This window comes from Streptococcus sp. NM (assembly GCF_003390135.1).
In the GTDB taxonomy this organism is placed as follows: domain Bacteria; phylum Bacillota; class Bacilli; order Lactobacillales; family Streptococcaceae; genus Streptococcus.
In genome coordinates, this window is sequence record NZ_QUOS01000003.1 from 1 (window position 1) to 25,296 (window position 25,296).

19 protein-coding genes are annotated in these 25,296 nt (G+C 37.5%); 7 read left to right on the forward strand and 12 right to left on the reverse strand.

Annotated features, from left to right (window positions below):
• Nucleotides 1-127: 127 nt before the first annotated feature.
• The 8 genes from DXN33_RS05750 to DXN33_RS05785 form a co-directional block, all read right to left on the reverse strand.
• The gene (locus DXN33_RS05750) at nucleotides 128-781 is read right to left on the reverse strand and encodes a DUF4176 domain-containing protein (RefSeq protein WP_115904591.1); all 654 of its coding nucleotides are present in this window, start codon (nucleotides 779-781) and stop codon (nucleotides 128-130) included.
• The gene (locus DXN33_RS05755; protein WP_115904592.1) at nucleotides 778-1,062 is read right to left on the reverse strand and encodes a variable surface protein mvspG; all 285 of its coding nucleotides are present in this window, start codon (nucleotides 1,060-1,062) and stop codon (nucleotides 778-780) included. Before DXN33_RS05755 ends, DXN33_RS05750 begins: the two co-directional genes overlap by 4 nt.
• 9 nt (nucleotides 1,063-1,071) lie before the next feature.
• Nucleotides 1,072-1,467, reverse strand: a complete 396-nt coding sequence (locus tag DXN33_RS05760; protein WP_115904593.1) for a DUF5082 family protein — start codon at nucleotides 1,465-1,467, stop codon at nucleotides 1,072-1,074.
• 129 nt (nucleotides 1,468-1,596) lie between these two features.
• The gene (gene essC / locus DXN33_RS05765; RefSeq protein ID WP_115904594.1) at nucleotides 1,597-6,030 is read right to left on the reverse strand and encodes a type VII secretion protein EssC; all 4,434 of its coding nucleotides are present in this window, start codon (nucleotides 6,028-6,030) and stop codon (nucleotides 1,597-1,599) included.
• A complete protein-coding gene (gene essB, locus DXN33_RS05770; protein ID WP_115904595.1) occupies nucleotides 6,031-7,230 on the reverse strand; it encodes a type VII secretion protein EssB in 1,200 nt (399 codons plus the stop codon).
• 9 nt (nucleotides 7,231-7,239) lie between these two features.
• Nucleotides 7,240-7,497, reverse strand: coding sequence for a hypothetical protein (locus DXN33_RS05775; protein WP_061590471.1), 258 nt, complete (start codon nucleotides 7,495-7,497; stop codon nucleotides 7,240-7,242).
• Complete coding sequence (locus DXN33_RS05780) at nucleotides 7,460-7,894, reverse strand: type VII secretion protein EssA (RefSeq protein WP_258864229.1); 435 nt, start codon at nucleotides 7,892-7,894, stop codon at nucleotides 7,460-7,462. The genes DXN33_RS05775 and DXN33_RS05780 overlap by 38 nt, the downstream gene beginning before the upstream one ends.
• A 97-nt stretch (nucleotides 7,895-7,991) precedes the next feature.
• Complete coding sequence (locus DXN33_RS05785) at nucleotides 7,992-8,282, reverse strand: WXG100 family type VII secretion target (RefSeq protein WP_049492928.1); 291 nt, start codon at nucleotides 8,280-8,282, stop codon at nucleotides 7,992-7,994.
• A 181-nt stretch (nucleotides 8,283-8,463) separates the two neighbouring features.
• Here DXN33_RS05785 and esaA point away from each other — a divergent pair, with 181 nt between their 5' ends.
• The gene (esaA, locus tag DXN33_RS05790) at nucleotides 8,464-11,247 is read left to right on the forward strand and encodes a type VII secretion protein EsaA (protein ID WP_115904597.1); all 2,784 of its coding nucleotides are present in this window, start codon (nucleotides 8,464-8,466) and stop codon (nucleotides 11,245-11,247) included.
• A gap of 442 nt (nucleotides 11,248-11,689) precedes the next feature.
• Here esaA and mraY read toward each other — a convergent pair whose 3' ends face one another.
• The 4 genes from mraY to rsmH are packed head-to-tail and all read right to left on the reverse strand — an operon-like array spanning nucleotide 11,690 to nucleotide 16,205.
• Nucleotides 11,690-12,670: a phospho-N-acetylmuramoyl-pentapeptide-transferase gene (gene mraY, locus DXN33_RS05795; protein ID WP_115904598.1), complete on the reverse strand. Its 981-nt coding sequence runs from the start codon at nucleotides 12,668-12,670 to the stop codon at nucleotides 11,690-11,692.
• A 1-nt stretch (nucleotide 12,671) separates the two neighbouring features.
• Nucleotides 12,672-14,924 (reverse strand): penicillin-binding protein PBP2X, encoded by a 2,253-nt coding sequence (gene pbp2X / locus DXN33_RS05800; protein ID WP_115904599.1) that lies wholly within the window; start codon nucleotides 14,922-14,924, stop codon nucleotides 12,672-12,674.
• 3 nt (nucleotides 14,925-14,927) lie between these two features.
• Nucleotides 14,928-15,245 (reverse strand): cell division protein FtsL, encoded by a 318-nt coding sequence (ftsL, locus tag DXN33_RS05805; protein WP_000227824.1) that lies wholly within the window; start codon nucleotides 15,243-15,245, stop codon nucleotides 14,928-14,930.
• Between the two features lie 9 nt (nucleotides 15,246-15,254).
• Nucleotides 15,255-16,205 (reverse strand): 16S rRNA (cytosine(1402)-N(4))-methyltransferase RsmH, encoded by a 951-nt coding sequence (gene rsmH, locus DXN33_RS05810; protein ID WP_115904600.1) that lies wholly within the window; start codon nucleotides 16,203-16,205, stop codon nucleotides 15,255-15,257.
• Between the two features lie 167 nt (nucleotides 16,206-16,372).
• Between rsmH and DXN33_RS05815 the strand changes: the two genes are divergently transcribed.
• The 6 genes from DXN33_RS05815 (at nucleotide 16,373) to DXN33_RS05840 (ending at nucleotide 25,287) form a co-directional block, all read left to right on the forward strand.
• Complete coding sequence (locus DXN33_RS05815) at nucleotides 16,373-16,567, forward strand: helix-turn-helix transcriptional regulator (protein ID WP_115904601.1); 195 nt, start codon at nucleotides 16,373-16,375, stop codon at nucleotides 16,565-16,567.
• Between the two features lie 15 nt (nucleotides 16,568-16,582).
• Entirely contained in the window at nucleotides 16,583-17,125 is a 543-nt protein-coding gene (locus tag DXN33_RS05820) for a DUF3278 domain-containing protein (RefSeq protein ID WP_084861933.1), read from the forward strand.
• Nucleotides 17,126-17,135: 10 nt separating this feature from the next.
• On the forward strand, nucleotides 17,136-17,477 hold the full coding sequence (locus DXN33_RS05825; RefSeq protein ID WP_115904602.1) for a hypothetical protein: 342 nt from the start codon (nucleotides 17,136-17,138) through the stop codon (nucleotides 17,475-17,477).
• Nucleotides 17,478-17,489: 12 nt separating this feature from the next.
• Nucleotides 17,490-18,068 carry a DUF3278 domain-containing protein gene (locus tag DXN33_RS05830; protein ID WP_115904603.1) on the forward strand — a complete coding sequence of 193 codons (579 nt, stop codon included), beginning with the start codon at nucleotides 17,490-17,492 and terminating at the stop codon, nucleotides 18,066-18,068.
• On the forward strand, nucleotides 18,065-18,541 hold the full coding sequence (locus tag DXN33_RS05835) for a glutathione peroxidase (protein WP_070842243.1): 477 nt from the start codon (nucleotides 18,065-18,067) through the stop codon (nucleotides 18,539-18,541). Before DXN33_RS05830 ends, DXN33_RS05835 begins: the two co-directional genes overlap by 4 nt.
• A 335-nt stretch (nucleotides 18,542-18,876) precedes the next feature.
• On the forward strand, nucleotides 18,877-25,287 hold the full coding sequence (locus tag DXN33_RS05840) for an alpha-L-fucosidase (protein ID WP_115904604.1): 6,411 nt from the start codon (nucleotides 18,877-18,879) through the stop codon (nucleotides 25,285-25,287).
• Nucleotides 25,288-25,296: the final 9 nt, after the last annotated feature.

Consider the following 25,296-nt stretch of genomic DNA (forward strand, 5'->3'; position numbering starts at 1 on the left):
CACTGCCCCTTTGAGGCTATCAGTTGAAACGACCTCTGATAGACGACTTCTCGAAACAGAAAGCTGTGATTTAATACTCTCAACAGAGATACTCAACAACTCTTTTTGTAACAGAACTTCCGATACATCAATCTTCATTCACTTCCTCCTTAACATAAACACTGGATACCATACCTGCATTTAGGTATTCCTTACGCAGAGCTTCTTGGCAGTAGTGTTCATCCACGGTATCCGAATATCCTTCTGATACAACTCTCTTAATAAAAAGATTACTTATAAGCAAAGGAGAGATGTCAAATCGTAGCCCAAACGGATAGCCATGACCAATGTAGTCCACATAATGTCCGTTTGCCAAATCAACTCGACGACCGGAAATGACTACAAAAAAGTCCATCTGTTCGCTTTCAAATGACTCAACCAACTCCTTAGGAAGGAGCTCACGATCAAGTTCGACAACACTACCCAAAGGATAGATACGACTTAAACAGAGATCCACATAGGAAGCATACTGGATAAAAACTGAACGAGGTAGGATAACTTCTTCTTGAAGACGCCGAATCCGCACGAGCTCTTTTTCATAGAAAAATTCCAACGGCGCCCCTATCATTGGATGATAATGATAACTTGGTTCGTCATTCATAAAAGCTATATAACACGCCCGAAAAACATCTGGATGTCCTGATAAGGTCATCGCTACCGCTGTCAAAACATCATTATCTTTCTCTGTCAATTTACATTTAGATAGTGCTCTTGTAAATAAAGTCATCTGTGGTTCTATCACTTCAAACCTCCCCCAGATGTCATAGCAGATGCTCCAGCAGCATCATCATCTAGTTTATTCTGACCTGCTTGCTCCATTTTATATGCATCTTTCCTTGTGAATCCTTTAAATTTATTTATTGATTTGTTAAATTCTTCAAAAACTTCATTAAACGTAGTAAAAGGGATTAGATCTGTACGACTAAATCGTATATCATTCAGCTTGGCAATTCCTGCAGTTGAAGAAGAAACATTTCTAGTAATACTGTCCCAACTGGATTTATTTACACCTGTTTCTGCCATTATTCTCTCCTAGTCATCTAAATTATCATACACTCTCGCTTGTCGGTAGTAATTATTTATTTTATTCTGTAAATCACTCGATTCCGATGTAAGAGTTTGAATTTTATCATCAATTGTTTGTTTATTATTTTCATGGCCAGAACAAAAATTCGATAGCTCTGTTTCTAAAGAGTGAAATTTTTCTTCAAAATCTTCCTGACGATTCCCTTTAAACTGAGTCGAGTCCAAAGGTAGGATTTGACTTAAAGATCTCGATTGAACTTGGATAGATTCTATTTTAATTGCCAATGCACTACTAGCATCTCTCAACCTATGAATTTTTTCATCGATTGCTGCCTTTTCAACTTGCATACTTGATGCACACTGCCGAAAATACGATGCTATCTGTCTATAATATTCTCCCATTCCTATCCTCCGTAAAAACTAAATTATATAATTTATTTTAACATATTTATCACACAAAAGCCATATACATTAAGTACGAAAGATGACACCTTCACAGAACAAGAAGCTCTTTGTGAACTATATTTTTAATTATCTTGGTAATTTAATTCTGCAAACTTCTCTTCCAACAAAGAAGTGAGTTTCATCGACTTCTAAAAGAGTTTCTTTGTAATCTGATTTACCTTTAATCATTCCTTGATCCATAAATCTAGTACCAAATATACCTGCAGGCATATTTGCACGCAATCGCTTACTAAACTCATCAAATTTACTTTCAATATTTTTCTGATAGCCATGGAAAATAAAGTAAACTCCCGCTTTAGAGGCATTTTTGATAATCGTTTCTAACACATTTGCAGAAAGTAACATTTTTTCATTTACGGTATGAATGTCTGGCATGTAAACAAACATCATTTGATTATCACCACCTTGTAGTCTTCGTTCAATTTCACTTACAAGATCTGTTAATGCCGTACTAAAGTTATTTAACAAGATGATTGAATCAAAACTATCTGGATTTGCAAGACGTCCGTCAATATCAAAAAGAATACGTTGAGCTTGCCCATTCAAATTTTCAAATGCCATTAATAAAACTGATTCCAGTAGTTCTGTTTGCTGTGGTGTGTCATCCATAATGACAAAATAGCCATGTTCTTTAGGATTAAAGCTTACTACCTTAGTCGTTTCTTTATCATATCCGATTGGGATTTGACCTTGTTGCATCATCTCTTGAACTGTAGCTGATTGTTTAAACTCATCAAGCGTCACTTCATTTGGCAACATTGGAATTGGTTCTGGGCAAACTCCTGTCCAGCTTCTTGCAATCAGCTTAACTTCTTCTTCCAAGTTATATAGGCGCTCAATATCGCCTTCTCCACTTATCGGGAGATAAACCTGAATGGCATACGGAATATCTTCTTTCAACTGGGCACGGCCAAAAATTTCTTGCTGAATTAAAGCATCGCGTCCTATAATTTCCTTAGAAGCTCCTTCATCAACTAGGTAAAAGGCCAAGCGCGAGGTAATATTACTTGACATACTGATTTTAAGGCTATTTGAGCGGAGTGCTGTCAAAATCACATAGCATCCAAGACTCGCTCCCTCACGTAGGAGGCGGTTAATCATACTTTCAATAGCTTCTTCTAGCGCTGTGTCTTTTATAGTATCAAACCCGTCAAAAATAGTAAGAATAGCAGGGAGTTTCTCACCTGATTTTTGTTCGTATTGAGAAAGACTTGCTACATTATAGATGGCAAACTTCTCCTTGCGAATCTTCAACTCTTGGTCAATACGTTTTAAAAACTTAACCAGTTTTTCTTCTTCATCAAACCTTGTTAAATCAACTACATGAGGTAAATCTTTTAGTGGCAAGAGTCCATTGGTTCCGAAGTCAAATAGATTGATTTGTACTTGCTCTGGAGTATTCAAACGAGCGAGATTTAGCACTAGAGTTTGAAGAGCTAGGGATTTCCCAAAACCAGGTGAACCATAGAAAACTGTATGCCCCATTTTTTCCAAATCAAAATGATAATCCTTCTGACGTTGTTCTGTCGGAATATCCATTCGAGCAAAGGGAACGGCCAATACTTTTTCATCGGTCCAGTGAATATCTGTTTGAGGGGATATGATGGCTGTCTCTAAAGGTTCTAACCACGGTTTATCTGGCAGATTGAAAGGAACAGTCTTACTCACTCTTGCTATATAGTTTACAACCGCTGAGAGTTCCGTGATTTCTTCCGTCTGATCAGCAATATAATTTTCATCCTTAGATAGGTCATCAGACAACAATTCATATTGTCCTAGGTCATTTATCAACCAAATTCTTTCATCAACAACTTCTTGAACTCCCTCTGTTTGTGGGGCATACTGTGCACCACTCCATGCAGACTGGAACAATTCATAGATTTCGTTATTTCCTACTTGTAGGTAAGCACGTCCTGGTTCAGTAATGCTCGCCGCATCTGGGGTTTTGATTATTTCATTTGAATCAGACTCATCTGACACTTTCAAAGCTAGTTTGAAACGAGAGTTTGACCATATTTGATCATTGACGACCCCTGATGGTTTTTGTGTAGCAAGAATTAGATGGACTCCAAGCGAACGTCCGATACGGGCTGTCGAAACCAGCTCTGTCATAAATTCTGGTTCATGTTCTTTTAATTCAGCAAACTCATCACTAATAAGGAACAGATGAGGTAATGGTTTTTCTGGATAACCTGATTTGTCAGTAGCTTTTTGGCCTTCCTTATATAATTTAGTATATCCATTGATATGATTAACACCAAATTGATTAAAGAGACGTTGTCGTTTTTGTAACTCTGCTTTGATAGAAGCTAGGGCACGCGCACTAGCAGCTCCATCTAAGTTAGTAATAGACCCAAGCATATGTGGTAAATCTTTGAAAAGATTCGCCATCCCTCCACCTTTGAAGTCAATCGTAAGAAATCCAACATCCTCTGGACTAAAGTTTACAGCCATAGATAATATATAAGACTGAAGAATCTCAGATTTACCTGAACCAGTAGTTCCTGCTACAAGACCATGTGGCCCATGTGCACGTTCATGTAAGTTGAGCTCCACCTGGTCATCCTTCCCACGCAATCCTAATGGCACAGCTAACGTTTTAAAAGTATCCGCTTTGGACCATCTAGTCGCAACCTGTAACTCTTCAACTTCTCTGACTTGGTAGAGTTCCAAAAAGGTAACGGATTTAGGAATCGTGTTCTTCTCTACTTCCATGTGTTTTAGATTTGCTAAAGTACGAATAGAATCTTCATAGCAATCCAACAGCGGGTGGGGAATAAAGGTTTGAGCACTATAGGCACCTTCATCATTAATGATTTGACCTAAATTTTGATTCTTATATTCAATTAGAGTTGTGATAGTTTCTGGCAAAAGACGACGTGCCTCTTTCACCCAAATGACTGTTACACCCAACTCTGTCAAATCTTTGGCTAGATACTCATTCAAACTATGGCCAAGTAAATGGGAGTCATCCATAATCGTTAAGACATAATGGGGTTTAAAGCGCGCATCTTTTTCCCCCATTTCACGTTTGATTTGAGAACGTTTTTGAATGATACGGTAAAGCGAATTTAGAACGGCATCACGACTTCTGGCATCATGGACAAAACCACGAATATTTCGTTCCTGCATATTGAAATGAGGAAGAAATCGCCACTCAGACCAATCTTTCTCATATCTCTGTTCTTGAACAAGATTGATAAAATTAACATCTAAGTAGCTGTGAAACATTGCCATCTGTAAAAGCATGTTATATACAGCTGTTCTAGTTACTTCACTGTTTCCAACAAGACCAACTGTCGCTTCAAAAATATTAACAGTAATTGGAACCTTCTTTTGCAAACTGTAGTCTTGCAAGACTGTACGAGCAAACTGTGATATTTCATCTTTACTTTGCTCATCAAAATTTGTTTGCAGCTCTAGCTGGCTTAACCTATCTCCTAAACCCAAAGACACCTGCAAGAAATCTTCATTATAGTCCATTCTCTCATAAATTCTTGAATCATACTTTGCAATCAGTTCAGTAATGGTTGAGATTGACGGTTGATTATAATGTAAAATATTAGTTTCTTCTTTGTAGTATTTTTCTAAGTCAGATACTTGTTTTAATAAATATGCCTCATAATCTTGAATTCGATTTTTTTCTTGTTCCTTGGTATCCTTTTTCTCTTCAAAATACTGACTCATAGTTGTCGCTGCTGTCAGGAGACTAAAGCCCCCCATCCCTAGCATCATTACAGGATTACCTTTTGTCCAAATTGAACTCAATGCAGTTAAAGTAAACATTCCTAAAGCTGGAACAATTGCTCTGATGAGCGAGTTTTTTGGGAGTCTAATCGGTTGAGGAGGTTGATTGATAATGATTTTTCCGCTATGGATAATAGGGTTAACTCTGGGACTCCTTCTATACTCTGGAAAATCCATCGGATACTCATTATTTTTTTCTTGTATCAGAATTTGATTCCTATTTAATTGCGGTTCTTCGAAGAGACATCCAATCTTCCATTGATTCTTTCTTTTTTCTATAAAATAATTAGAAACCTTCATTCGGTTCCCTAATTCAAACGGATAAAGTCCTCCCTCTTTGACTAGACGGTCATTTAAATAAATCGGAGATTCCCCAAGTGTCACCTGTACTTGATTATTTGAAAAAATAAGTTGGTTCGAAATTTTCCAACTAATATCAGCTGATTCTTTCTTGCTACAAATAAATCGCTGTGGTGGGAAAATATAACTGATAAAAATATCTTCCTCAGGAACCAACAAGGTTACAATCTCTTTATCAAAAGTAGATTTTCCTCTTTCTAAAGTCTTACCATTTCGATAGACTATTCTACCTTCTACTGTATACTCGTTAGTACCAACCTTCACCTTTTGTCCTTCAAACAAATCTATTTTCTCTAGATTATCTTGTTCAATCAACAAGGTATAAAGAGGTTTATGAAGCTCTCCTAATTGGTCTCCCAGTTGATGATCATATTCTAGCTTTTTTGCCTTCATTTATCGTTCACTCTTTTCTTTTGTTCGGTTGTCTTTAGGAGTTGTTGTTTCAGTAGATACTTTTGTATCACTACTATTTGTCGTAGCTTCTCCAATCTCAGCAGAAAGTTCTTTTATTTTCTTTTCATATTCTTCAAGTTTCTTTTGTTTTTCAGAACCATTCATATTGATGTCTGCCTTAACTGACTCGTATAGATTTGTATAAGCATGTAAAATCAATTGCGTGTCCCCGATATTTTGTGCCACATCTAGAGCTTTTTCAAATTTTCCACGTCCAAGATAAATCCAATAAGAAAAAATTGTATCATCTGTTGATTCTGTAATCGTATTTAAAATAACTTCCTTTTGCTTATCACTCAAACTATCTAAACGGACATAACTTGCTGCTAAGATATACTTGGCCTCCTTGGGCAATGATTCTGCACCATAATTTTTTAATGATTCAACTGTTTCAGAGTAATCTTTTCGCATGAAATTTGATTGTGCCATAATGACTGATGATTTTAGTGGCCCATCTTTAAACATAGATTTGTAAGTTGCAAAACTTAAGACAAGTGTGGTTGTAGCAAGTAAAGCTCCCCCTATTAACAAAGCCTTCCATTTTTTCTTATTAACCAACAAATTTGCTTTTGAACTCTCTTCTGATAATTTTGCATACTTTTCTGCAATATAGTTATTGACATCAGCTACACTCTCTAAGGGAATAATATCTTGTGCCACCTTTTCCTTTATTGCATCAATCCCATGGATGGCTAGTTCAAAATCTATCTTAGGTAGTAAAATAGAAATCATTAAAGCTTTATAAGATTCTAGATAAAATTCAGAACTATACTGTTGAGGTGCAAGTAATTTTTCAATTCCATAGTGTAACATTTGTACATTACTTCCAAAAATAATGATATTTTCAGGATGAATGTACGGAATTTTATAATCATTTTCAGAACGAACTAATACAGACATACTTTGTGCCAAACTAAAACGTTCAAGTTCCGTAGTTCTTTCTAAAATTTCTTCTTTAACAGTTTTAAAATACTCAGGAATCTTATACTGCAAAGAAAGAACTCCGTCTTTCTGTACTATTTCTACTGGACAATATTCTTGAATCAATTCAAGTTGTTCTCTACGATAACCTGATGAAGAAATTTGAACTGATATTTGATTGTCTTCTCTCACAAATTCTAGTCGATCTGCTTCAAACATTTTTTCCTCCTATGATACATCCTCAATCTCTATATAATCTCCATCGCTAACTGGATAAACAGCCAAGATATCCATTGGTTCGATATGGATTTGTTTGTTTCTAAGTTTGAAACAAAACGAACTATTTAGAGGTAAATTCAACTGTTCTCTAACTTTGGTATCTTTTAGTAATTCTTCTAATCTTAACCAAGTTAGAGATTTTGAAACTAGAATATCTATTTGTTTTGCTCTATAGTCTAGAGTTAACTTTATTTTTTCGTAATCCATGCCATTTCCTTCCTAAATAGACTCCCAACAAAACCATAAACAGTAAGAAAAAACTGGTAAATACATTTCCCATCCAATCCTTAAAAATTGAATAATTCCTTTGTTTAAAAGAGGATTTCTCCTCTATAGTGTATCGATTAAACAATGATGTTTGGACAACAGTAGTTTCTAGACGATAAATAGAGTGATTTTCACCATCAGTAAATATAGTCTGTTCTGCTCCCTGTATAAGTTCTTTGGTTGTTTGAGTTTTCTGGTCCACAACCTTTTGGGTACGATTTAAAAATAAATTTGGAGCATATTTGGATTCTATCCTATTTTTGACCGTTTCCTGTGTACTATTTGTAATGATATCTGTATCAAGTTTTAAGCTACCATCGTCTGCATAGACTAACACAGGAAATACTATACAAAGAATTAATAGGTACTTTTTAATGTTCTTCATCATAAAATAAAAATAAGCGTCAAGTTCCCCTGACGCTCCTCAAAATTAACTACAAACCAAAGCTTTGTGCATCTTGTTGGTCACGTTCAGCTACTGTTTGAGCATAGTTGTTCAATTGTTGGTTGATGCTCACTAGAAGCTCCTCAAATTTTTGAACATGTGTATACAACTGGTTGTATTGCTCAAGGTAAGCATTAAATGCTTGACCTTTCCATTGTGATGCCATTTCGCCATTTGTTCGATTAACAGTTTGTACTGCCTGTTCAATTTGTTCTTTAGCACTAAGATAAATTGCCGCCTGAGATTGTAACTGTTCTGGGGTTAAACTAATTACTGACATTAGTATTCTCCTTTAATTTTTATTTTTATTATTTTATCATATATTTTATTATTTGTCTATCATTTTATTACACTATATTCCATTATTACCCCAGAAAATTTAAAACTTAATAGTTCAAATCGCCCCCTTGTTTCAGATTCACATTAGTGATATAATAAACTATAAATGAAAGGGTTTATGTATGAAAAAAATAATCATAGGTGGTAGCATTTTTGTAACATTATTGGTCGGTTCTGGTGCTGCTTTTGTTTACTTAAAAAATCAAGAAGTTTCAATAACTAATAAAGTAAATGACCGTAAATTAAATATTGCTTTAGTAAATGAAGACACTGGTGGATCTTTAAATGGGAACACTTATAATTTAGGGAATGATTTTACAACATTATTATCCAAAGATAGCTCAAACCAATGGACAGTTATGACTCGCAATGTCGCTGAAAATCGATTTGAGAATGGTTCTGTTGACGTCATTGTATACATAGAACAACAATTTTCAGAGAAAATAGCTCAGCTGGAAAGCTTTAACCCAGACCGAGCAAAGATAGCATATAAAACAAAATCGAATCTAGATCCTGTCAAATCTAAAAATGTAGAGTTACGTGTCGGAGAACATCTGAATACAATCAATCAAAACGTTATCAAAATGTACTTTTCGAGTGTCATTAACAACTTAGACGATGCGAAAAGAAATGTTGAAAACATTGTCAATGAGCAATCAGGAACACACTCTAAAATTTCTCAGTATATCTATACACCATCCAATCAAGCTAGCCAATCTATTACTAGTACTATGGATTTAGTTTCTGGTTTAGAAAAAAACAACTCTTCCTTCGAAGAACTTCAAAAAAATTTCTCCGAATCAGTTATAAAACTTTTAAATAGTACGGGTAATGACTTACAAACAAAACTTAAAGATGTTGAAGGTAATTTTAATAGAGAAATAGAAAATTCAAAACAAAATGTCTCTACAACAAATACGATTTTAAAAGATCAATATAAAGAAACTGCTAAAATTGTAGAAAATATAAATGATTCTGCATCAAAATCATTATCTCAATTTGGAAAGAATAATGATACTCAAAAATCAGAAATTACTAAATTTGAAGATTTGATTTCTAATTACCATACAATTATTTCTGGTTATCGAGATAAAACAAATGGTAAAAAGACCGAATTAGAGAAGCTCCAAACTGAATTAGAAAAAGAGAAGAAAAAAGTAGAGTTATTTTACTTTGGAAAAGAAGGAGTGGATACTAAATCGGATTTAACTTCTGAATCCAAAGCAACGCTTGCAGCACAAATAAACAATAGCCTACAAGTAAAAAATTCTTTACCTGACACTTATCAAGATATGATTCGTTCAACACTATCAGAAACTAGTATCCAAATGTCTGACTACAAAGAATTATTTGCTAAATTACAGAAATTAAAAGTCTTAACCCCTGATCAAGTTAATGAATATACTTCAAAACTAACTTTAATTGAGAACTATTCTAAATTTGATAAAAAATTTACTCCTATAAGCGGGTTGCCTAGTTTTGAATTTTTAACAACTGAAAATGATAAATTAGACAAAATTACCGAAGAAATCCCTATCACAGTTAAACTTCCTCAAGCAGGGCAAGAAACTGCTACAACAGAGATTTCTTCCCCTATTTCAACTAGCCCAAGTGATGCTTCCTCTTTAAATGTAGAATCAAAACCTGAAATCTCTAATGCATCAACTGAAACAAAAACATCAGCCGAAACAAAAACATCAACTGAAACAAAAACGTCAACTGAAACAAAAACATCAACTGAAACAAAAACATCAACTGAAACAAAATACATATCACCTAAGGCTAAAATTTCAGTTACCGGAGATGCTAAATTAGTAAACGGTGAACAGGTTATTGCTGATGATAAGACCTATAAATTGACCATTTCCTATACTTTTGAGCCACATTATGGAAAAAATGATATATCTTTTGAAATACACATCGGAGACACAATAATCCCTATAAAACAAACCATCTATCGTAGTGATAAAGAGGAGTCAGATGTACTTGTTAAAAAGGATTTAACACATATTTTTGATAAATTAAGTAAAATTAATCAAGCTGCAGGAATGATTAAAGCAATCTATGGAAATCCAAACAGTAGCTCTATAAACTTTTCTGCTTTATCACCTGATTCAGTTTATAATATGTATGGTAATATCAATCGTGAAGATATTGAATCGCAACTTTCAAATAAACAAATCACACAATTTAAACAATCTGGTCTTGAATTACTCGACGAAATTCAAGGAACTTCAAATTCGTTAAGAAAAATAACAAGTGAAATACCAAAATTGAATGAAGCAGATTTACCAAATGATTATTTCAAAGTGGAAATCACAGATTTAACAAATTGGTATAATGCATCAATTAAATCTTTATCAAAAGAATATGACATATGGAAAGAAACAAAAGAAAAACAACTTGAAATTACAAATTCAACTTCTGAATCAAACAACAATCAATTAAAAGTTAAAATTGAGACACCTGAGCAACTGTATAAATCTATTGAATCACTAGTTACTATCACTTCTGATAGTTCAAAAATAACTAACAAGAATCATGAAGCTGTTGGAACAATGAAAGATCAATTCACTCAATTTAATAGCCAAGTTAAAACGATTAAAGATAATATTGACCGCACTGTTTCAACAACAAACGAATTGATTACTACTGAAGCAAATGTTATTCAAGGAAATAGAAATTATGCAGATTCCTTCAAAACTGTTATGAAAAATATCCGTGACGGAGGAACCACTAACCAAAATGTTATGAGTTTCTTATCAAATCCTATAGAAACCAAAAAAGAAACTTATGCTACGCCTATTTCTGTAGAAAACAACAGATTATGGGTAATTGTTGCTGTTGTTGTTTCTGGAATTACATCAGCTGGAATTACCTACTGGTTAACAAAGGAGAAAAAATAATTTCTTTATAAAAATATAATCATGACCACCCGCATAGCGGGTGGTTTTTTGTCTCGCTCCTAGAGGAGCGAGACGGACTAATCGTCACATAATAAAAAAAGAGAGAATCACACTGATTCTCTCTTTTAGTCTATCATGATATTAAACATTTCGGTTTTAAATTTTTTGAATTTTAGAACAATGAACTCTTCACTTTCTTGAATTTCTGTTGCAAGATTCCAACTAAATATACCATGATGATAATGTTCCTCAATCATTTTTAGATTTTCTAAAAAAATTGAATATTAGACACATTCTATTACTTAACTCGTATTATACCTTGAGTAAGTATCTTATATCATTATTTTAGAAATTTTGATTACTTTATATTTTCTACTAGACCATCTGCATACGTTACTATCGTCCGTTTTCGTGTAGTACAATCGAAACACTAGATTATTTTTTACAGTAGGTATAAAAAGGCTAGGGTCAAGAGACTTGCTAATAGCCCCACTCCCCAAAAGAAGAAGTCGACCTTCCACTCGCTCCAAGGACTTCCCTTACCAGACAATCCTCCAAGCTCAAAATGGTGATGCACAGGCGTCATACGAAAAATACGTTTACCACCTGTCACTTTGAAATAACTGACTTGCATCATAACCGAAGTTGTTTCAAAGACATAAACAATTCCGATAATCAAGAGAGTCCATTCTTGGTGGAGGGCCATAGAGATAGCTGCCAACATTCCACCTAGGGCCAAACTTCCCACATCCCCCATAAAGACCTTGGCAGGCTTGTGGTTAAAGACGAAGAAACCAAGTAAACCACCAATCATGGCAAGAATCACTAGAAGGATATCCATCTGACCTTGCACATAGGCAATAACTCCATAGGCAGACAAGCTAATCACAACGGAAATACTAGCTAGACCGTCAATACCATCTGTCAAGTTGACTGCGTTTGAAAAACCGACTAGCCAGAAAAGAGCGAAGATAATATAGAAAATCCCTAAATGCACTTGGTAGCCAAAGACAGAGAGCATATCGCCCCCACGTTCATAGAAAAGGTAGAAAATGACGCCACCTAGCAGCTGAAGAGCCAATTTCTGTTTGGGGTTTAGCCCCTCATTGATCTTTCGGAAGACCTTGAGAAAGTCATCTAAAAAACCAACCAAACCATACAAGACCAAAATAAACAAAACCATACCAACATTATTGGTCAATTGTTTTGAAAAAAGAGCGACGAGGAAACTCACCACAACTGCAGCAATGAGGAAAACAAGTCCCCCCATTGTAGGAGTCCCAGCTTTTGCCTGGTGCTGTTTGACATCCTCATGCATCTGCTGGCCTGTAATTTGCGCCTTTCTATAAAATTGGATAAAGGCCGGAATTCCTACTAAAGTTAGTAAAAATGTCACAATTCCAGCACTGATGGAAATAAACATATTAGTCTCCTAAAGTTAATTTAATTTTTTTAATGTTTTTGATAGCTGTATTGGTCCGAACGTCTTGCTTTTGGACGACGGAACCTGAACCTTCAAATTCTAGCTCAATATCCAACCATTTAGCAAAGGCCTCAGCAGTCTCTTTTTTCCAGCCATACATATCTGGAATTTCTTCTACCTTATCCGATAAAAGGAGAACTTGTTGGTTTGGTGCAAGATTTTTTCCTTCTTCTACAGAAGTCTCTTTAATCTTTGTTCCAGTACCAACAACGATTGGCTGCACAATATTTCGACGTAAGGCTTCCGCCAAATCACCAGGTGAAATATCCTTGATGCTAGGCATTGCATACGAAGATTCTGTCGTCACTTGATCTAAATTCTTAGCTGGAGATTGAAGGTTCAGAGATTCTTTCATCGCTGAAGCCCGCTCCAAGATTGGATTGGAAAACTCTCCCAACTGGGCAGCTGAATAATGCTCAGGCTGTTGAACCGTTACATACAAGATAAAATCAGGATTTTCAGCAGGATTCATAGTCACAACTGAGAAAATATAATTGGTAGAACCAACCAAGTATCCTCCATTTTTCTCATCAGCGATTTGAGCCGTACCGGATTTAACTGCTACATTTTGTCCAGGAACTGTTATAATTGGCTTTCCTGTGTAATGATTATACATAGTTCCATATATAGGGTCCGTCCCAACTAATATCATGTTAGTACGAGTCAAGCTTGCTGCATCTTCAGATACAGGTTTTCCTACAATCTCTTTTTGAGACTTTCGTACAGACTGATTGTTAGTATCATAAATAGCACTTATAAATTTTGGCTCCAGCATAACTCCATCATTAGCAATAGCTGTAAAGGCACGAAGCATTTGTGTTTGTGTTACTGAAATTCCTTGACCAAATGAGCTTTGAGCAATATTGACAATATTATCAGCTGGAAGTTGACCAGCGTATTCATCTGTCAAGCCAAAGCGAGTTGGGACCCCAAATTTAAAGCGGTTTAGATAATCCAACCAAGTAGTATCTCCCATTTTTTGTTCAAGAAGACTCATTCCAACATTACTGGAGTGAGCGAAACCTTGTGAGAAAGTCATCATCCTACCAGTAGTCAAACCATCATTAACATCCCAATCTCGAATCGTCGCATCCGCTATTTTTAATTCACTGCTATTGAAGTATTCTCCACTTGGGAAGGTATTATTATCAATAGAAGAAGCTAACGTCATAACCTTCATGGTTGATCCTGGTTCATAGTTACTTTGATAAAGAATGTCACGCCAAACAAAGTCCTCAGTGATTCCTTCTTTAGTATCTGCATTAAAGGTAGGTCGTTGGGTGGTAGCGAGAATTTCACCGGTCTTTGCACTGACCAAGGTCGCGGTCATATACTTACCTTTTACTTTTTCTAGAAAGGCATCCATCTGAGTTTCCATGAAAGATTGTAGCGGACTAGACAATGTTGTATAAATATCCTTGCCATCCACAGTTTGTTGCGATACCAGTTCTGTACCTGGTACGATATTTCCTACACGGTCTTTTTCATAGGTAATAATACCGTCTGTCCCAGCAAGAATGGTATTTAAAGAACTCTCCAAACCAGAAGTCCCTAACAAACTCTTACTACCATCCTCATTTTCATGAAGTTGGGCTAAGCCAATAAAGCTAGAAGCAAATTGTCCATTTGGATAGCTTCTGTTAGGGCTAGTTGTAAAGTCAATCCCTTCCACACTAGCATCTTTCAAATCTTTTTTAATAGCCATCATATTGGCATAGGTAATCCCATTTCCTTTTGCACCAAAGGAAACTTGGGTCAGATTTGGTTGAGCTAATTGCTCTTTCACATAAGCTTCATCCATGTCTAAATACTTATGGAAGACTTCAGCTACCTTATTAAACTGCGAATCCTCTACATAAAGAATTTTTCCAGTTGCTGACTTGTATTTTTTATCAATAACAGCATAGACGTTATAGGAAGTCGCATCTTCAGCAATAGGCACTCCATTTCGGTCATAGATAGTCCCACGTTTGGCAGGAACTGTTCGGGTTGTTTGGTGAACCTTTTTAGCCTCTTTTACCAAGTCAGTACCAAATATATTACCTTTTGCGATAATATAAGCAAAATTGGCCAAAAAGAGGCCGAAAAGGGCAACAGCTAAAAAGCTGAGGTACTTGCCAACTATCCTACGGTTTTTTGCTGGAGACTTACGATTTTTTATCGCAAATCGGGTTATTTTTTCTGTCCATTTCATATCTTACTCCGCTGTTCGGATATTTTCATTATTCAATTTCAAATCTTTTTTATCTGCAATTTCTTTCAAGCGCTCGGAACGAATCAATTCATTCACTTCCTGCTTAGCATCATCCAGCTCTGTCTTCTTTTCCTCTATCTGCGCATTGATTTTTGTTAAATCACTTTGCACTTGCAAGAGTCGTGTCTGCATAAAGATGATACTCACTGCTAAAACGAGAGCCGTAAAAGCGATGGAAAGATAAAAAGCCTTCTCCACACGTGAGAATTTTTTTATACGATTCTGCAAGAATTGACTGGTTGTTTCTTTCTTATCTACCATTTTTTCCTCTTACTTGTGAATTTTTCTGGCCACGCGCAACTTAGCTGAATGCGAGCGGTTGTTTGCTTCTAACTCTTCTGCACTTGGCAAGATGGGCTTACGGGATACCAATTCCATCTTGGGCTTGAGATCATCTGGGATGAAAGGCAAGCCTTTTGGAACTTCAACCGTTGAAGCTTCCTTGAACAATTGCTTGGTCAAGCGGTCTTCTAGTGAATGGAAGGTAATCACTGAGATTCTACCATCTAGAGCCAACATATCCATAGCCTGCTGGATAGATTCATCTGCAGCTCCCAGTTCATCATTGACTTCAATCCGAATAGCTTGGAAAATCTGCTTGGCAGGATGGCCCTTCTTCTTGAGTTCCTTAGCAGGCTTAGCCCACTTGATGATCTCTGCCAACTCAGTCGTTGTCTCGATTGGCTTAACTTCACGTGCTTGTTCAATCTTACGCGCAATCTGTTTAGAGAATTTGTCCTCGCCATATTTGAAGAAAATACGAACCAGGTCATGATAGTCATAGTGGTTCACCACTTCATAAGCTGTCAGACTAGCTTCCTGATTCATCCGCATGTCCAGTGGCGCATCCTTTTTATAAGAAAAACCACGCTCACGCTGGTCCAATTGAGGACTAGACACTCCCAAGTCATAACAAATTCCATCAATTTCCTGAACACCAGCTTCGCGCAAACGTACCTGTAAATGACGGAAGTTATCCTTTATAAAAGTCACCATCCCCTTTTGAATGTAAGATGCCAAACGTTTTTGCGCGTTGTCAATGGCATTCTGGTCCTGGTCAAAGGCATAGAGATGGCCTTTTTCACTTAATTTACTTAATAAATATTCGCTATGGCCTGCTCCACCCAAGGTCGCATCAACGTAAACACCGTCATGTTTCACATCAAGCATATCAATCGTTTCGTGGAGTAAGACCGTTACATGATGAAATTCTTTTGTCATATCCTATCTATTTTACCACAAATCCGACCAGCTTGCACTAGTCAGACAAATAGGGCAAAAAAAGTAAGATTTCTTTAAGAAATAGATGTCAAATATGCTTGACATCTATTTCATAGAAGAATATAATATAGTCAAATATATACGACACAAATCAGAAAGGAGACCAGATGAATCGTGTGAAAGAGTTTCGCAAGGAACTGGGCATTTCCCAGCTCGAACTCGCCAAGGATATCGGTGTCTCGAGACAGACCATCAATATGATTGAAAACGACAAGTACAATCCAACCCTGGAACTCTGTCTCAATCTCGCCCGCAGCCTCAAAACTGACCTCAACAGTCTCTTTTGGGAGGAAGATTTTTAAAAAAGGAGCAAACTTATGAAAAAAGAAACCTTCACTGAAAAACTCATCAAACGCATATACGGAATTTCTGGCCCTCTCGACGAACACAAACGACGCGAGGCTGATCGTATTGGCAATCAAGTCTTTATCATCCTCTTTTATCTGATGACGTTTGGGAATCTCATCCCCTTCGTCCTCGCTTATAAATACCCGCAAATTGTCGCTATCGGCTATCCAATCATTGTCTTTATGATTTCCATGATTTCTTCTCTCTATGTGCTCTCCCAAACCAAAAAAACAGGCATCACAGCTATTGATCCAGATATGCTGAGCGAGAAAGAAAGTAAGCAACTACACTACCCTGGTCTGAAAGCGGGTTTGTTTGTTGGTCTATTGATATTTTTTATAACACCTCTTCTCCATATACTGCTAGGTGAGAGCCAGGACTATCTTCAGTCTCTTCTCGCTTTTAAAAATATTTTTTCAAGTATTCTCCATTCTTTCTTCTTCGGAGTGATTATACAAATTATCATCTCCCGTCGCATTGCTAAAGCTAAGAAAGATCAAGATGAGGATTAGGAGGTGCCCTATGAAATCACTAATAACTTTACTTACCTATCATCTTTTGTTCAGTTCTCTGCTCATCTTCATCATCGTTTCAGGGAACTTGCCAATCAGAGAGATATTCCTCGTGCTAGTCTTTATTCCAGCACTTAACAAAGGACTGACCTATCTAAAGATTGACTCCCCAAAAACACGTATACTCAACTTAGCACTATTCTTTATGATTCTATCCTTACCACAACTGACGCTCATTTCAAGCAATTGGAAATATTATTTACTGCTGACTATCGCTAGCCTTTCTTCTATCACTTATCTTTATTATCTCTATCAACTCGTTAAAGAAGTCAATCAAAAACCGCTCATTTAGGAGGTTACTATCATGAAAAAAGAAGACTTAACCACTCGCCTACTCCGAAATCTCTTTCACATCCAAGGCCCTTTTGATGAATGCCGGCAAGAGATTATCTACAAGGCTTGTGCCCGTTCCATGGTCCAAATCGTCTATTCTTCCTTCTTCCTCTTCTTGTTTTATCTGTTATTTGGACGCTTCATAGAAGCCGTTCGCTATGCCATGCCCTACGTTTACTCTGGACTCATTTTTTTCATTACCTTAAAAACTCAAAGAGCCGTCCAAGAGCTTCATCTTGAAAAGGATGACAAATCAGAAATCATCCTCAAAACCTACAGCAAGAGCCAAATCAAATTCCGAAGCTGGGTGGTGTTTATCGGTCTTCAGATTGGCCTCTTTATCCTACTCATCTTTCATAAAGTCTTCGTTCAGCAGATGTCACTTCCAGATTTTGTGAAGCTCCTCATGCAATTCGATAAAAGTGTTCCTCTTCTGATGTATGGCCTGATTATCGGTAGCATTTTTGGAACCCTGACCTACGGATTTCTATCACTACAGGAGGAGAAAACTCCTAAAAATACCAAACAGAAGGAGAAAAGCAAGCAATGACTTCACTATACGATTTTTCAGTCTTGAACCAAGACCATCAAGAAACTCCACTAGAGACCTATCGTGGTAAGATTCTCTTGGTTGTCAACACTGCTACTGGATGTGGTTTAACGCCCCAGTACCAAGGTCTCCAAGAACTCTATGACCGCTATCAAGAACAAGGTTTTGAGATTTTAGACTTCCCTTGCAATCAGTTTATGGGACAAGCACCAGGTAGTGCAGAGGAAATCAACGCCTTCTGTAGCCTACATTATCAGACCAGCTTCCCACGTTTTGCCAAGATCAAGGTCAACGGTAAGGAAGCAGATCCTCTCTATGTTTGGTTAAAAGAACAAAAATCTGGTCCACTAGGAAAACGAATCGAATGGAATTTCGCTAAGTTTCTCATCGGTCGAGATGGGCAGGTCTTTGAACGCTTCTCTTCAAAAACAGACCCAAAACAAATTGAAGAGGCGATACAAAAATTACTCTGACTTTTTTTGAATACATTCTTTCATTCAGTTTAATTCTTGAAAGGATGTATTTTTTTCTTTAAAAAGTGAAAGAATTTCTTTAAATTAGGTTTACTTTCTCTATTGCATTTCTTGGAACAATTTAGTATATTTGTTATGTTAAGGTTTTTAAGTTATTTTAAAGATTAAGATAACAATTTTAATTTTTTTATTCTAAAATGAAAGCGCTTAAACAGAGGGGGTAATTAGTCTCAAACTATTGCACAAAATCTAACTATCGCTAAAGAAAATCGTTTCCAAGTCATACTTGGGCTCAGACAGTAGCTGACTGTCTTGATTCAAACTAGGAGTACATTATGAATCGATACCTTTTTGAAAAAGAGCAAACTTTTAGCATCAGAAAATTAACCGTTGGAGTTGCTTCGGTTATGGTCGGACTCGCTTTTTTTGCATCTGGTACAGCACTAGCTGACGAAGCAAAAATTGAAACTACAAGCTCTCAACCAAATGTAGAAAAATTGGCCGAAGTTGAAAAAACCAAACCAGAAGTCAAAAATGAAAGTCCTGTAATTTCTACACCTCAAGAGTCAGAGAAAGCAGAAAAAACTGTTAAACCAGTAGAAGAGAAGACTGTAGCAGAAACTAAAACTACTGACTTGCTTCCTGAAGAAATCCACGATCAAGCTTATCCTGATGCACCCGTAAAAAACATAGATACTTCAGCAATCGTAGACAAGAAGGATAGTCCTAAAGTTGAGACAGAAAGCATTCTAAAAAACAAGGAAGAACTTCCAAAAGAAGCTGAAAATGGTAATCGTGCAATTATCAACGGTGGTCTAGATTTGAAGCACGTCCCTTATGAAGGACAACCTGCTACTGCTGCTAGTATGATTTACACTATTTACAATGGTGGTTCCCAACGCTATATCGTGTCTGGTTCTGGTATTTTTGTGGCACCAAATGTCATCTTGACTGTTGCCCACAACTTTTTAGAATCAAACCGTGATACAAAAGAAGGACATATTCGAGGCGGAGATTCTGCTAAGTTTTACTATAACCTCGGTTCTAATTCTGCTGTTCGCAATTCTCAACCTGTAACGGGTAATACTACTCTATTCAAAGAAGAAGACATTCATTTTTGGAACAAGAAAGAATTTGGAAAAGGATATCAAAATGACTTGGCTGCTGTTGTAGCACCTGTTCCTCTTCAAATCGCTAGTCCAAATAAAGCTGCTACCTTTGTTCCTTTGGCAGAAAACAAAACCTATCAACCAGGGGACCCTGTTAGCACGATTGGATATCCAACTGACTCAAGCTCACCTGAGCTCAAAAAACCAATTGTAGCTGGTCAACTTTACAAGGCTGATGGTGTCGTGAAATCTGTTGATAATTATGATGATAAAGGCTCAAAAGGCATCACCTATCATATGACTTCTGTTTCAGGCCTTTCAGGTGCTGGTATTATCAACAGTGATGGTAAAGTAGTCGGTGTTCACCAACACGGCACAATTGAAAACGGCATCCCTGACAAAGACCGTTTCGGTGGTGGGATCGTCCTCTCACCTGAGCAAGTCAAATGGGTAAAAGATATTATCGCAAAATATGGCGTCAAAGGTTGGTACCAAGGTGATAATGGGAAACGATATTACTTTACTCCTGAAGGAGAAATGTTCAGAAATAAAACTGCTGTTATTGGTGAAAATCAATATTCTTTCGATGAAAATGGTGTTGCGACACTCATTAAAGGAATCGATTACGGACGTGTAGTTGTTCAACACGTAGATGAAACTGGTAATCCAATCAAAACTGATGATACTTTTGTTGAAAAAACTGAAGTTGGAACAGCTTTTGATTATGACTTCAAAAAAGAAATCGCTAAGACTGACTTCTATACAAAAAATCAAGAGAAATACCAGATTGTCTCTATTGATGGCGTCGAAATCAACAAACAACTCAAAGATGAGTGGACCTACAACGTCGTCAGCAAAACAGCTCCAGGAACACGGGTCATCAAGGTGGTTTATAAAGTGAATAAAGGTTCATTTGCCATTCATTATCGTTTGAAAGGCTCAGAGCAAGAATTAGCAGATGTTGTTACTGATAATAATGACGGAAAAGAATACGATGTTTCATTTGTAAACACTTTTGAAGCAAAAGAAATCGCAGACTACCGCGCAATCACTCCACGCTTAGAAGCCAGCATCCAGCACAAGGGTGTGAATGATGTTGTCTTTGAATACGAAAAAATCTCTGATAGCTCTAATCCGACTTCAACTGTTTTACCTGCTGCTCATCCAGAAGATAAGGAAACAGAAATTGGAAATCACGGTCCCCTTCCAAGCAAGGCTCAACTTGATTATCACAAGGAAGAATTAGCCGCCTTCATCCACTATGGTATGAATACTTATACTAATTCTGAGTGGGGACATGGAAATGAAGACCCTAAAAACTTCAATCCAACTAACTTAGATACAGATCAATGGATCCGTACTCTAAAGGAAACTGGCTTTAAACGAACTATTATGGTTGTCAAACACCACGATGGTTTCGTTATTTACCCATCTAAATATACAAATCATACCGTAGCTGCAAGTCCATGGAAAGATGGAAAGGGTGACCTTTTAGAAGAAATCTCTAAATCGGCTACTAAATACGATATGAACATGGGTGTTTACCTATCACCATGGGATGTTAATAGCCCTAAATATAAGGTAGCTACTCAAAAAGAATACAACGAATACTACCTCAATCAACTAAAAGAAATCCTTGGTAATCCAAAATACGGTAATAAGGGTAAATTTATCGAAGTTTGGATGGATGGAGCACGCGGTAGCGGTGCCCAAAAAGTAACCTACACTTTTGATGAGTGGTTCAAATACATCAAGGAAGCTGAAGGAGATATCGCTATCTTCTCTGCCGAACCAACAAGTATCCGTTGGATTGGAAATGAGCGTGGTATCGCCGGTGACCCTGTATGGCATAAGGTCAAGAAAGCAAACATCACCGAAAATGTTAAGAACGAATACCTTAACCACGGTGACCCTGACGGAGATATGTACTCTGTAGGAGAAGCAGATGTTTCCATCCGCTCTGGCTGGTTCTACCACGATAACCAGCAACCAAAATCCCTCAAAGAATTGATGGATATCTACTTCAAGTCTGTTGGTCGTGGAACGCCACTTCTTCTCAACATTCCACCAAACAAAGAAGGTAAATTCGCAGATGCTGACGTGGCTCGCTTGAAAGAATTCAAAGCGACTCTAGATCAAATGTATGCGACTGACTTTGCCAAAGGAGCAACTGTAACAGCAAGCTCGACTCGTCAGAACCATCTCTACAAAGAAAGCCACCTTACAGACGGTAAAGATGATACTAGCTGGGCTCTTTCAAATGATGCCACAACAGGTAGCTTCACAGTCGATTTGGGACAAAAGAGACGCTTTGACGTTGTCGAACTCAAGGAAGACATCGCCAAAGGTCAGCGTATCTCTGGTTTCAAGATTGAAGTCGAAATCAACGGTCGCTGGGTGACTTACGGAGAAGGTTCAACTGTTGGTTACCGTCGCTTGATTCAAGGCAAGCCTGTAGAGGCACAAAAAATCCGTGTAACCATCACCGGAGCTCAAGCAACTCCAATCTTAACCAACTTCTCAGTCTACAAGACACCAAGTAGTATCGAAAAGACAGACGGCTACCCTCTTGGACTTGAATACCACTCAAATACAACAGCGGATACAGCCGGTACAACTTGGTACAATGAATCTGAAGGTGTTCGTGGCACTTCTATGTGGACCAATCAAAAAGATGCCAAAGTAAGCTATACTTTCACAGGAACCAAGGCCTATGTCGTCTCTACAGTTGACCCAGGTCATGGAGAAATGTCCGTCTACGTTGATGGCCAAAAAGTTGCGGATGTGCAAACTAAGAACACTAGCCGTAAACGCAGCCAAAAAGTATATGAAACAGACGATTTAGCACCTGGCCAACATACCATTACCCTTGTTAATAAAACAGGTGAACCAATTGCTACAGAAGGAATCTACACTCTAAACAATAACAGCAAGGGTATGTTTGAGCTTGAAGCAACTTCTTACGAAGTCGAAAAAGGAAAACCAGTCACTGTTAAAATTAAACGTGTTGGTGGAAGCAAGGGTACTGCTACTGTTCGCTTCATCACAGAACCTGGAACTGGGGTTCACGGTAAAGTTTACCAAGATACAACTCAAGATGTGACTTTTGAAGATGGAGAAACAGAAAAGACTGTTACCATCCCAACGATTGACTTTACAGAACAAGCCGACTCTATCTTTGACTTCAAAGCCAAGCTCACTTCTGTTTCTGATGGTGCTTTACTCGGTTTTGCTACCGATGCAACCATCCAAGTGATGAAAGCTGAATTGCTGATCAAGGATCAAACAAGTTATGATGACCAAGCTAGTCAGTTGGATTACAGTCCTGGCTGGCACCATGAAACCAATTCAGCAGACAAGTACCAAAAAACGGAGTCTTGGGCTTCCTTTGGTCGCTTAACTGATGAACAAAAGAAAAAGACAACTGTCACAGCCTACTTCTACGGTACTGGACTTGATATCAAGGGCTATGTTGATCCAAATCATGGTATCTACAAAGTCTTCCTAGATGGCAAAGAAGTTCCTTACCAAGACGGCATGGGAAATGCGTCGACTATTGAGGGCAAGAAATACTTTAGCGGTCACGCTGCTCAACGTCAAGGCAATCAAACTCTGGTTAGCCTAAAAGGTCTTGATGAAAACTTGCACGCAGTCACCCTTCAACTAGATCCTGATCGAAACGATTTGTCTCGAAACATCGGTATCCAGGTGGATCAATTCATCACTCGTGGTGAAGGAAGTGAACTCTACAGCAAAACACAAATCCTTCAATCTCTCTCTAAATGGAAAGACGACTTATCTAACTTTGATCCAAGTGGTTTGAAAAATACAGCAACTGCACGCCAAGCGTTCAAGTCTAATCTTGATAAACTCACTGCACAATTAAGTTCTGATACTGTAAATGTACAAGATGTGATGTCAACAGTCACTGCTTTGCAAGATATTCTTAGCAAAGACGAAAATTACCGAAAACCTGGAGACGAAACAAGTACAGAACAACCAGTTGAACCAAAACAACCGGAACAGCCTGAAATCAATTACGATAAGGCTATGACTAGCTTGACTGAAGCTATCAAGAAAAAAGTGGCTGAGCTTGGTGCCAACAACGATGCTAAGAAGAGATTAGTTGAAATTACTGATAAAGCAATCGCAGCTATCCAAGAAGCCAAGACTCAAGAAGACGTCAACAAAGCCCTCAATAACGCTCTTGAACAAATCAAGCAATTGCAACCTAGCCAACCAGAACAACCAGTTGAACCGAAACAACCTGAACAGCCTGAAATCAATTATGATAAGGCTATGGCTAGCCTGACTGAAGCTATCGAGAAAAAAGTGGCTGAACTTGGTACTAACAACGATGCTAAGAAGAAATTAGTTGAAATTACTGATAAAGCAATCGCAGCTATCCAAGAAGCCAAGACTCAAGAAGACGTCAATAAAGCCCTCAATAAGGCTCTTGAACAAATCAAGCAATTGCAACCTAGCCAACCAGAACAACCAGTTGAACCAAAACAACCGGAACAGCCTGAAATCAATTATGATAAGGCTATGGCTAGCCTGACTGAAGCTATCGAGAAAAAAGTGGCTGAGCTTGGTGCTAACAACGATGCTAAGAAAAAATTAGTTGAAATTACTGATAAAGCAATCGCAGCCATTCAAGAGGCTAAGACTCAAGAAGATGTCAATAAAGCTCTCAATAACGCTCTTGAACAAATCAAGCAATTGCAACCTAGCCAACCAGGACAACCGGTTGAACCGAAACAACCTGAAAAACCAATTACTTCTTCAAGTCCTGAAGAAGGAGTTAAAGAGCTTACCTTCCAACTCCCAAGTTTGGAGATTGTTAAGAAGGCAGTACCATTCAAGACTATCCGTCGCGAAAATCCACAATTAGACAAAGGGAAAGAACAAGTTCTATCAGAAGGGAAAGATGGTGCTATAATCGAGTATGTCGAAGTAGATGGCAGCAATCGTAAGGTAGTTCAAACTGAATCAACTCCAGCTCTAGACAGAGTGATTGAAGTAGGGACTAAACAAAGTTCTGTAGGAACAGAGGCACCACCAGTTGTGACTCTCCCTGAGTACCTTCTACCAAAAGAGCCTGAAAAACCAATTACTTCTTCAAGTCCTGAAGAGGGAGTTAAGGACCTTGTCTTTAAGCTTCCAAGTTTGGATATTGTCAAGAAGGCAGTACCATTCAAGACTATCCGTCATGAAAATCCAAACTTAGATAAAGGAAAAGAGAAAGTTCTAGCAGAAGGGAAAGATGGTGCTATAATCGAGTATGTCGAAGTAGATGGTAGCAATCGTAAGATAGTTCAAACTGAATCAACTCCAGCTCTAGATAGAGTGATTGAAGTCGGAACTAAACAAAGTTCTGTAGGAACAGAGGCACCACCAGTTGTGACTCTCCCTGAGTATGTTCTACCTAGAGAAACTGAAAAACCAGCTCCTGCAGTTGTAACAGAAGATTCACCAAGAAAAGATGAAAAAGCACCTGTTGCTACTACAGTTAAACAAGACAAGGAAAAACAACTCCCAGAAACCGGAGAGCAAGAAGCAAATGCCTTCTTATTCTTGGCTGCTATTACTTCAGTATTGTCTCTACTCATCTTCCAAAAGAATTTCAAAGACTAATTAAAATCT

Bases quoted from the DNA above. Each gene is read 5' to 3' on its own strand.
- DXN33_RS05775 (WP_061590471.1), bottom strand. From the start codon at position 7,497: ATGGATTACGAAAAAATAAAGTTAACTCTAGACTATAGAGCAAAACAA.
- DXN33_RS05755 (WP_115904592.1), bottom strand. From the start codon at position 1,062: ATGGCAGAAACAGGTGTAAATAAATCCAGTTGGGACAGTATTACTAGA.
- DXN33_RS05760 (WP_115904593.1), bottom strand. From the start codon at position 1,467: ATGGGAGAATATTATAGACAGATAGCATCGTATTTTCGGCAGTGTGCA.
- DXN33_RS05835 (WP_070842243.1), top strand. From the start codon at position 18,065: ATGACTTCACTATACGATTTTTCAGTCTTGAACCAAGACCATCAAGAA.
- pbp2X (WP_115904599.1), bottom strand. From the start codon at position 14,924: ATGAAATGGACAGAAAAAATAACCCGATTTGCGATAAAAAATCGTAAG.
- DXN33_RS05820 (WP_084861933.1), top strand. From the start codon at position 16,583: ATGAAAAAAGAAACCTTCACTGAAAAACTCATCAAACGCATATACGGA.
- DXN33_RS05785 (WP_049492928.1), bottom strand. From the start codon at position 8,282: ATGTCAGTAATTAGTTTAACCCCAGAACAGTTACAATCTCAGGCGGCA.
- mraY (WP_115904598.1), bottom strand. From the start codon at position 12,670: ATGTTTATTTCCATCAGTGCTGGAATTGTGACATTTTTACTAACTTTA.
- ftsL (WP_000227824.1), bottom strand. From the start codon at position 15,245: ATGGTAGATAAGAAAGAAACAACCAGTCAATTCTTGCAGAATCGTATA.
- essC (WP_115904594.1), bottom strand. From the start codon at position 6,030: ATGAAGGCAAAAAAGCTAGAATATGATCATCAACTGGGAGACCAATTA.
- DXN33_RS05830 (WP_115904603.1), top strand. From the start codon at position 17,490: ATGAAAAAAGAAGACTTAACCACTCGCCTACTCCGAAATCTCTTTCAC.
- DXN33_RS05840 (WP_115904604.1), top strand. From the start codon at position 18,877: ATGAATCGATACCTTTTTGAAAAAGAGCAAACTTTTAGCATCAGAAAA.
- DXN33_RS05815 (WP_115904601.1), top strand. From the start codon at position 16,373: ATGAATCGTGTGAAAGAGTTTCGCAAGGAACTGGGCATTTCCCAGCTC.
- rsmH (WP_115904600.1), bottom strand. From the start codon at position 16,205: ATGACAAAAGAATTTCATCATGTAACGGTCTTACTCCACGAAACGATT.
- essB (WP_115904595.1), bottom strand. From the start codon at position 7,230: ATGTTTGAAGCAGATCGACTAGAATTTGTGAGAGAAGACAATCAAATA.
- esaA (WP_115904597.1), top strand. From the start codon at position 8,464: ATGAAAAAAATAATCATAGGTGGTAGCATTTTTGTAACATTATTGGTC.
- DXN33_RS05825 (WP_115904602.1), top strand. From the start codon at position 17,136: ATGAAATCACTAATAACTTTACTTACCTATCATCTTTTGTTCAGTTCT.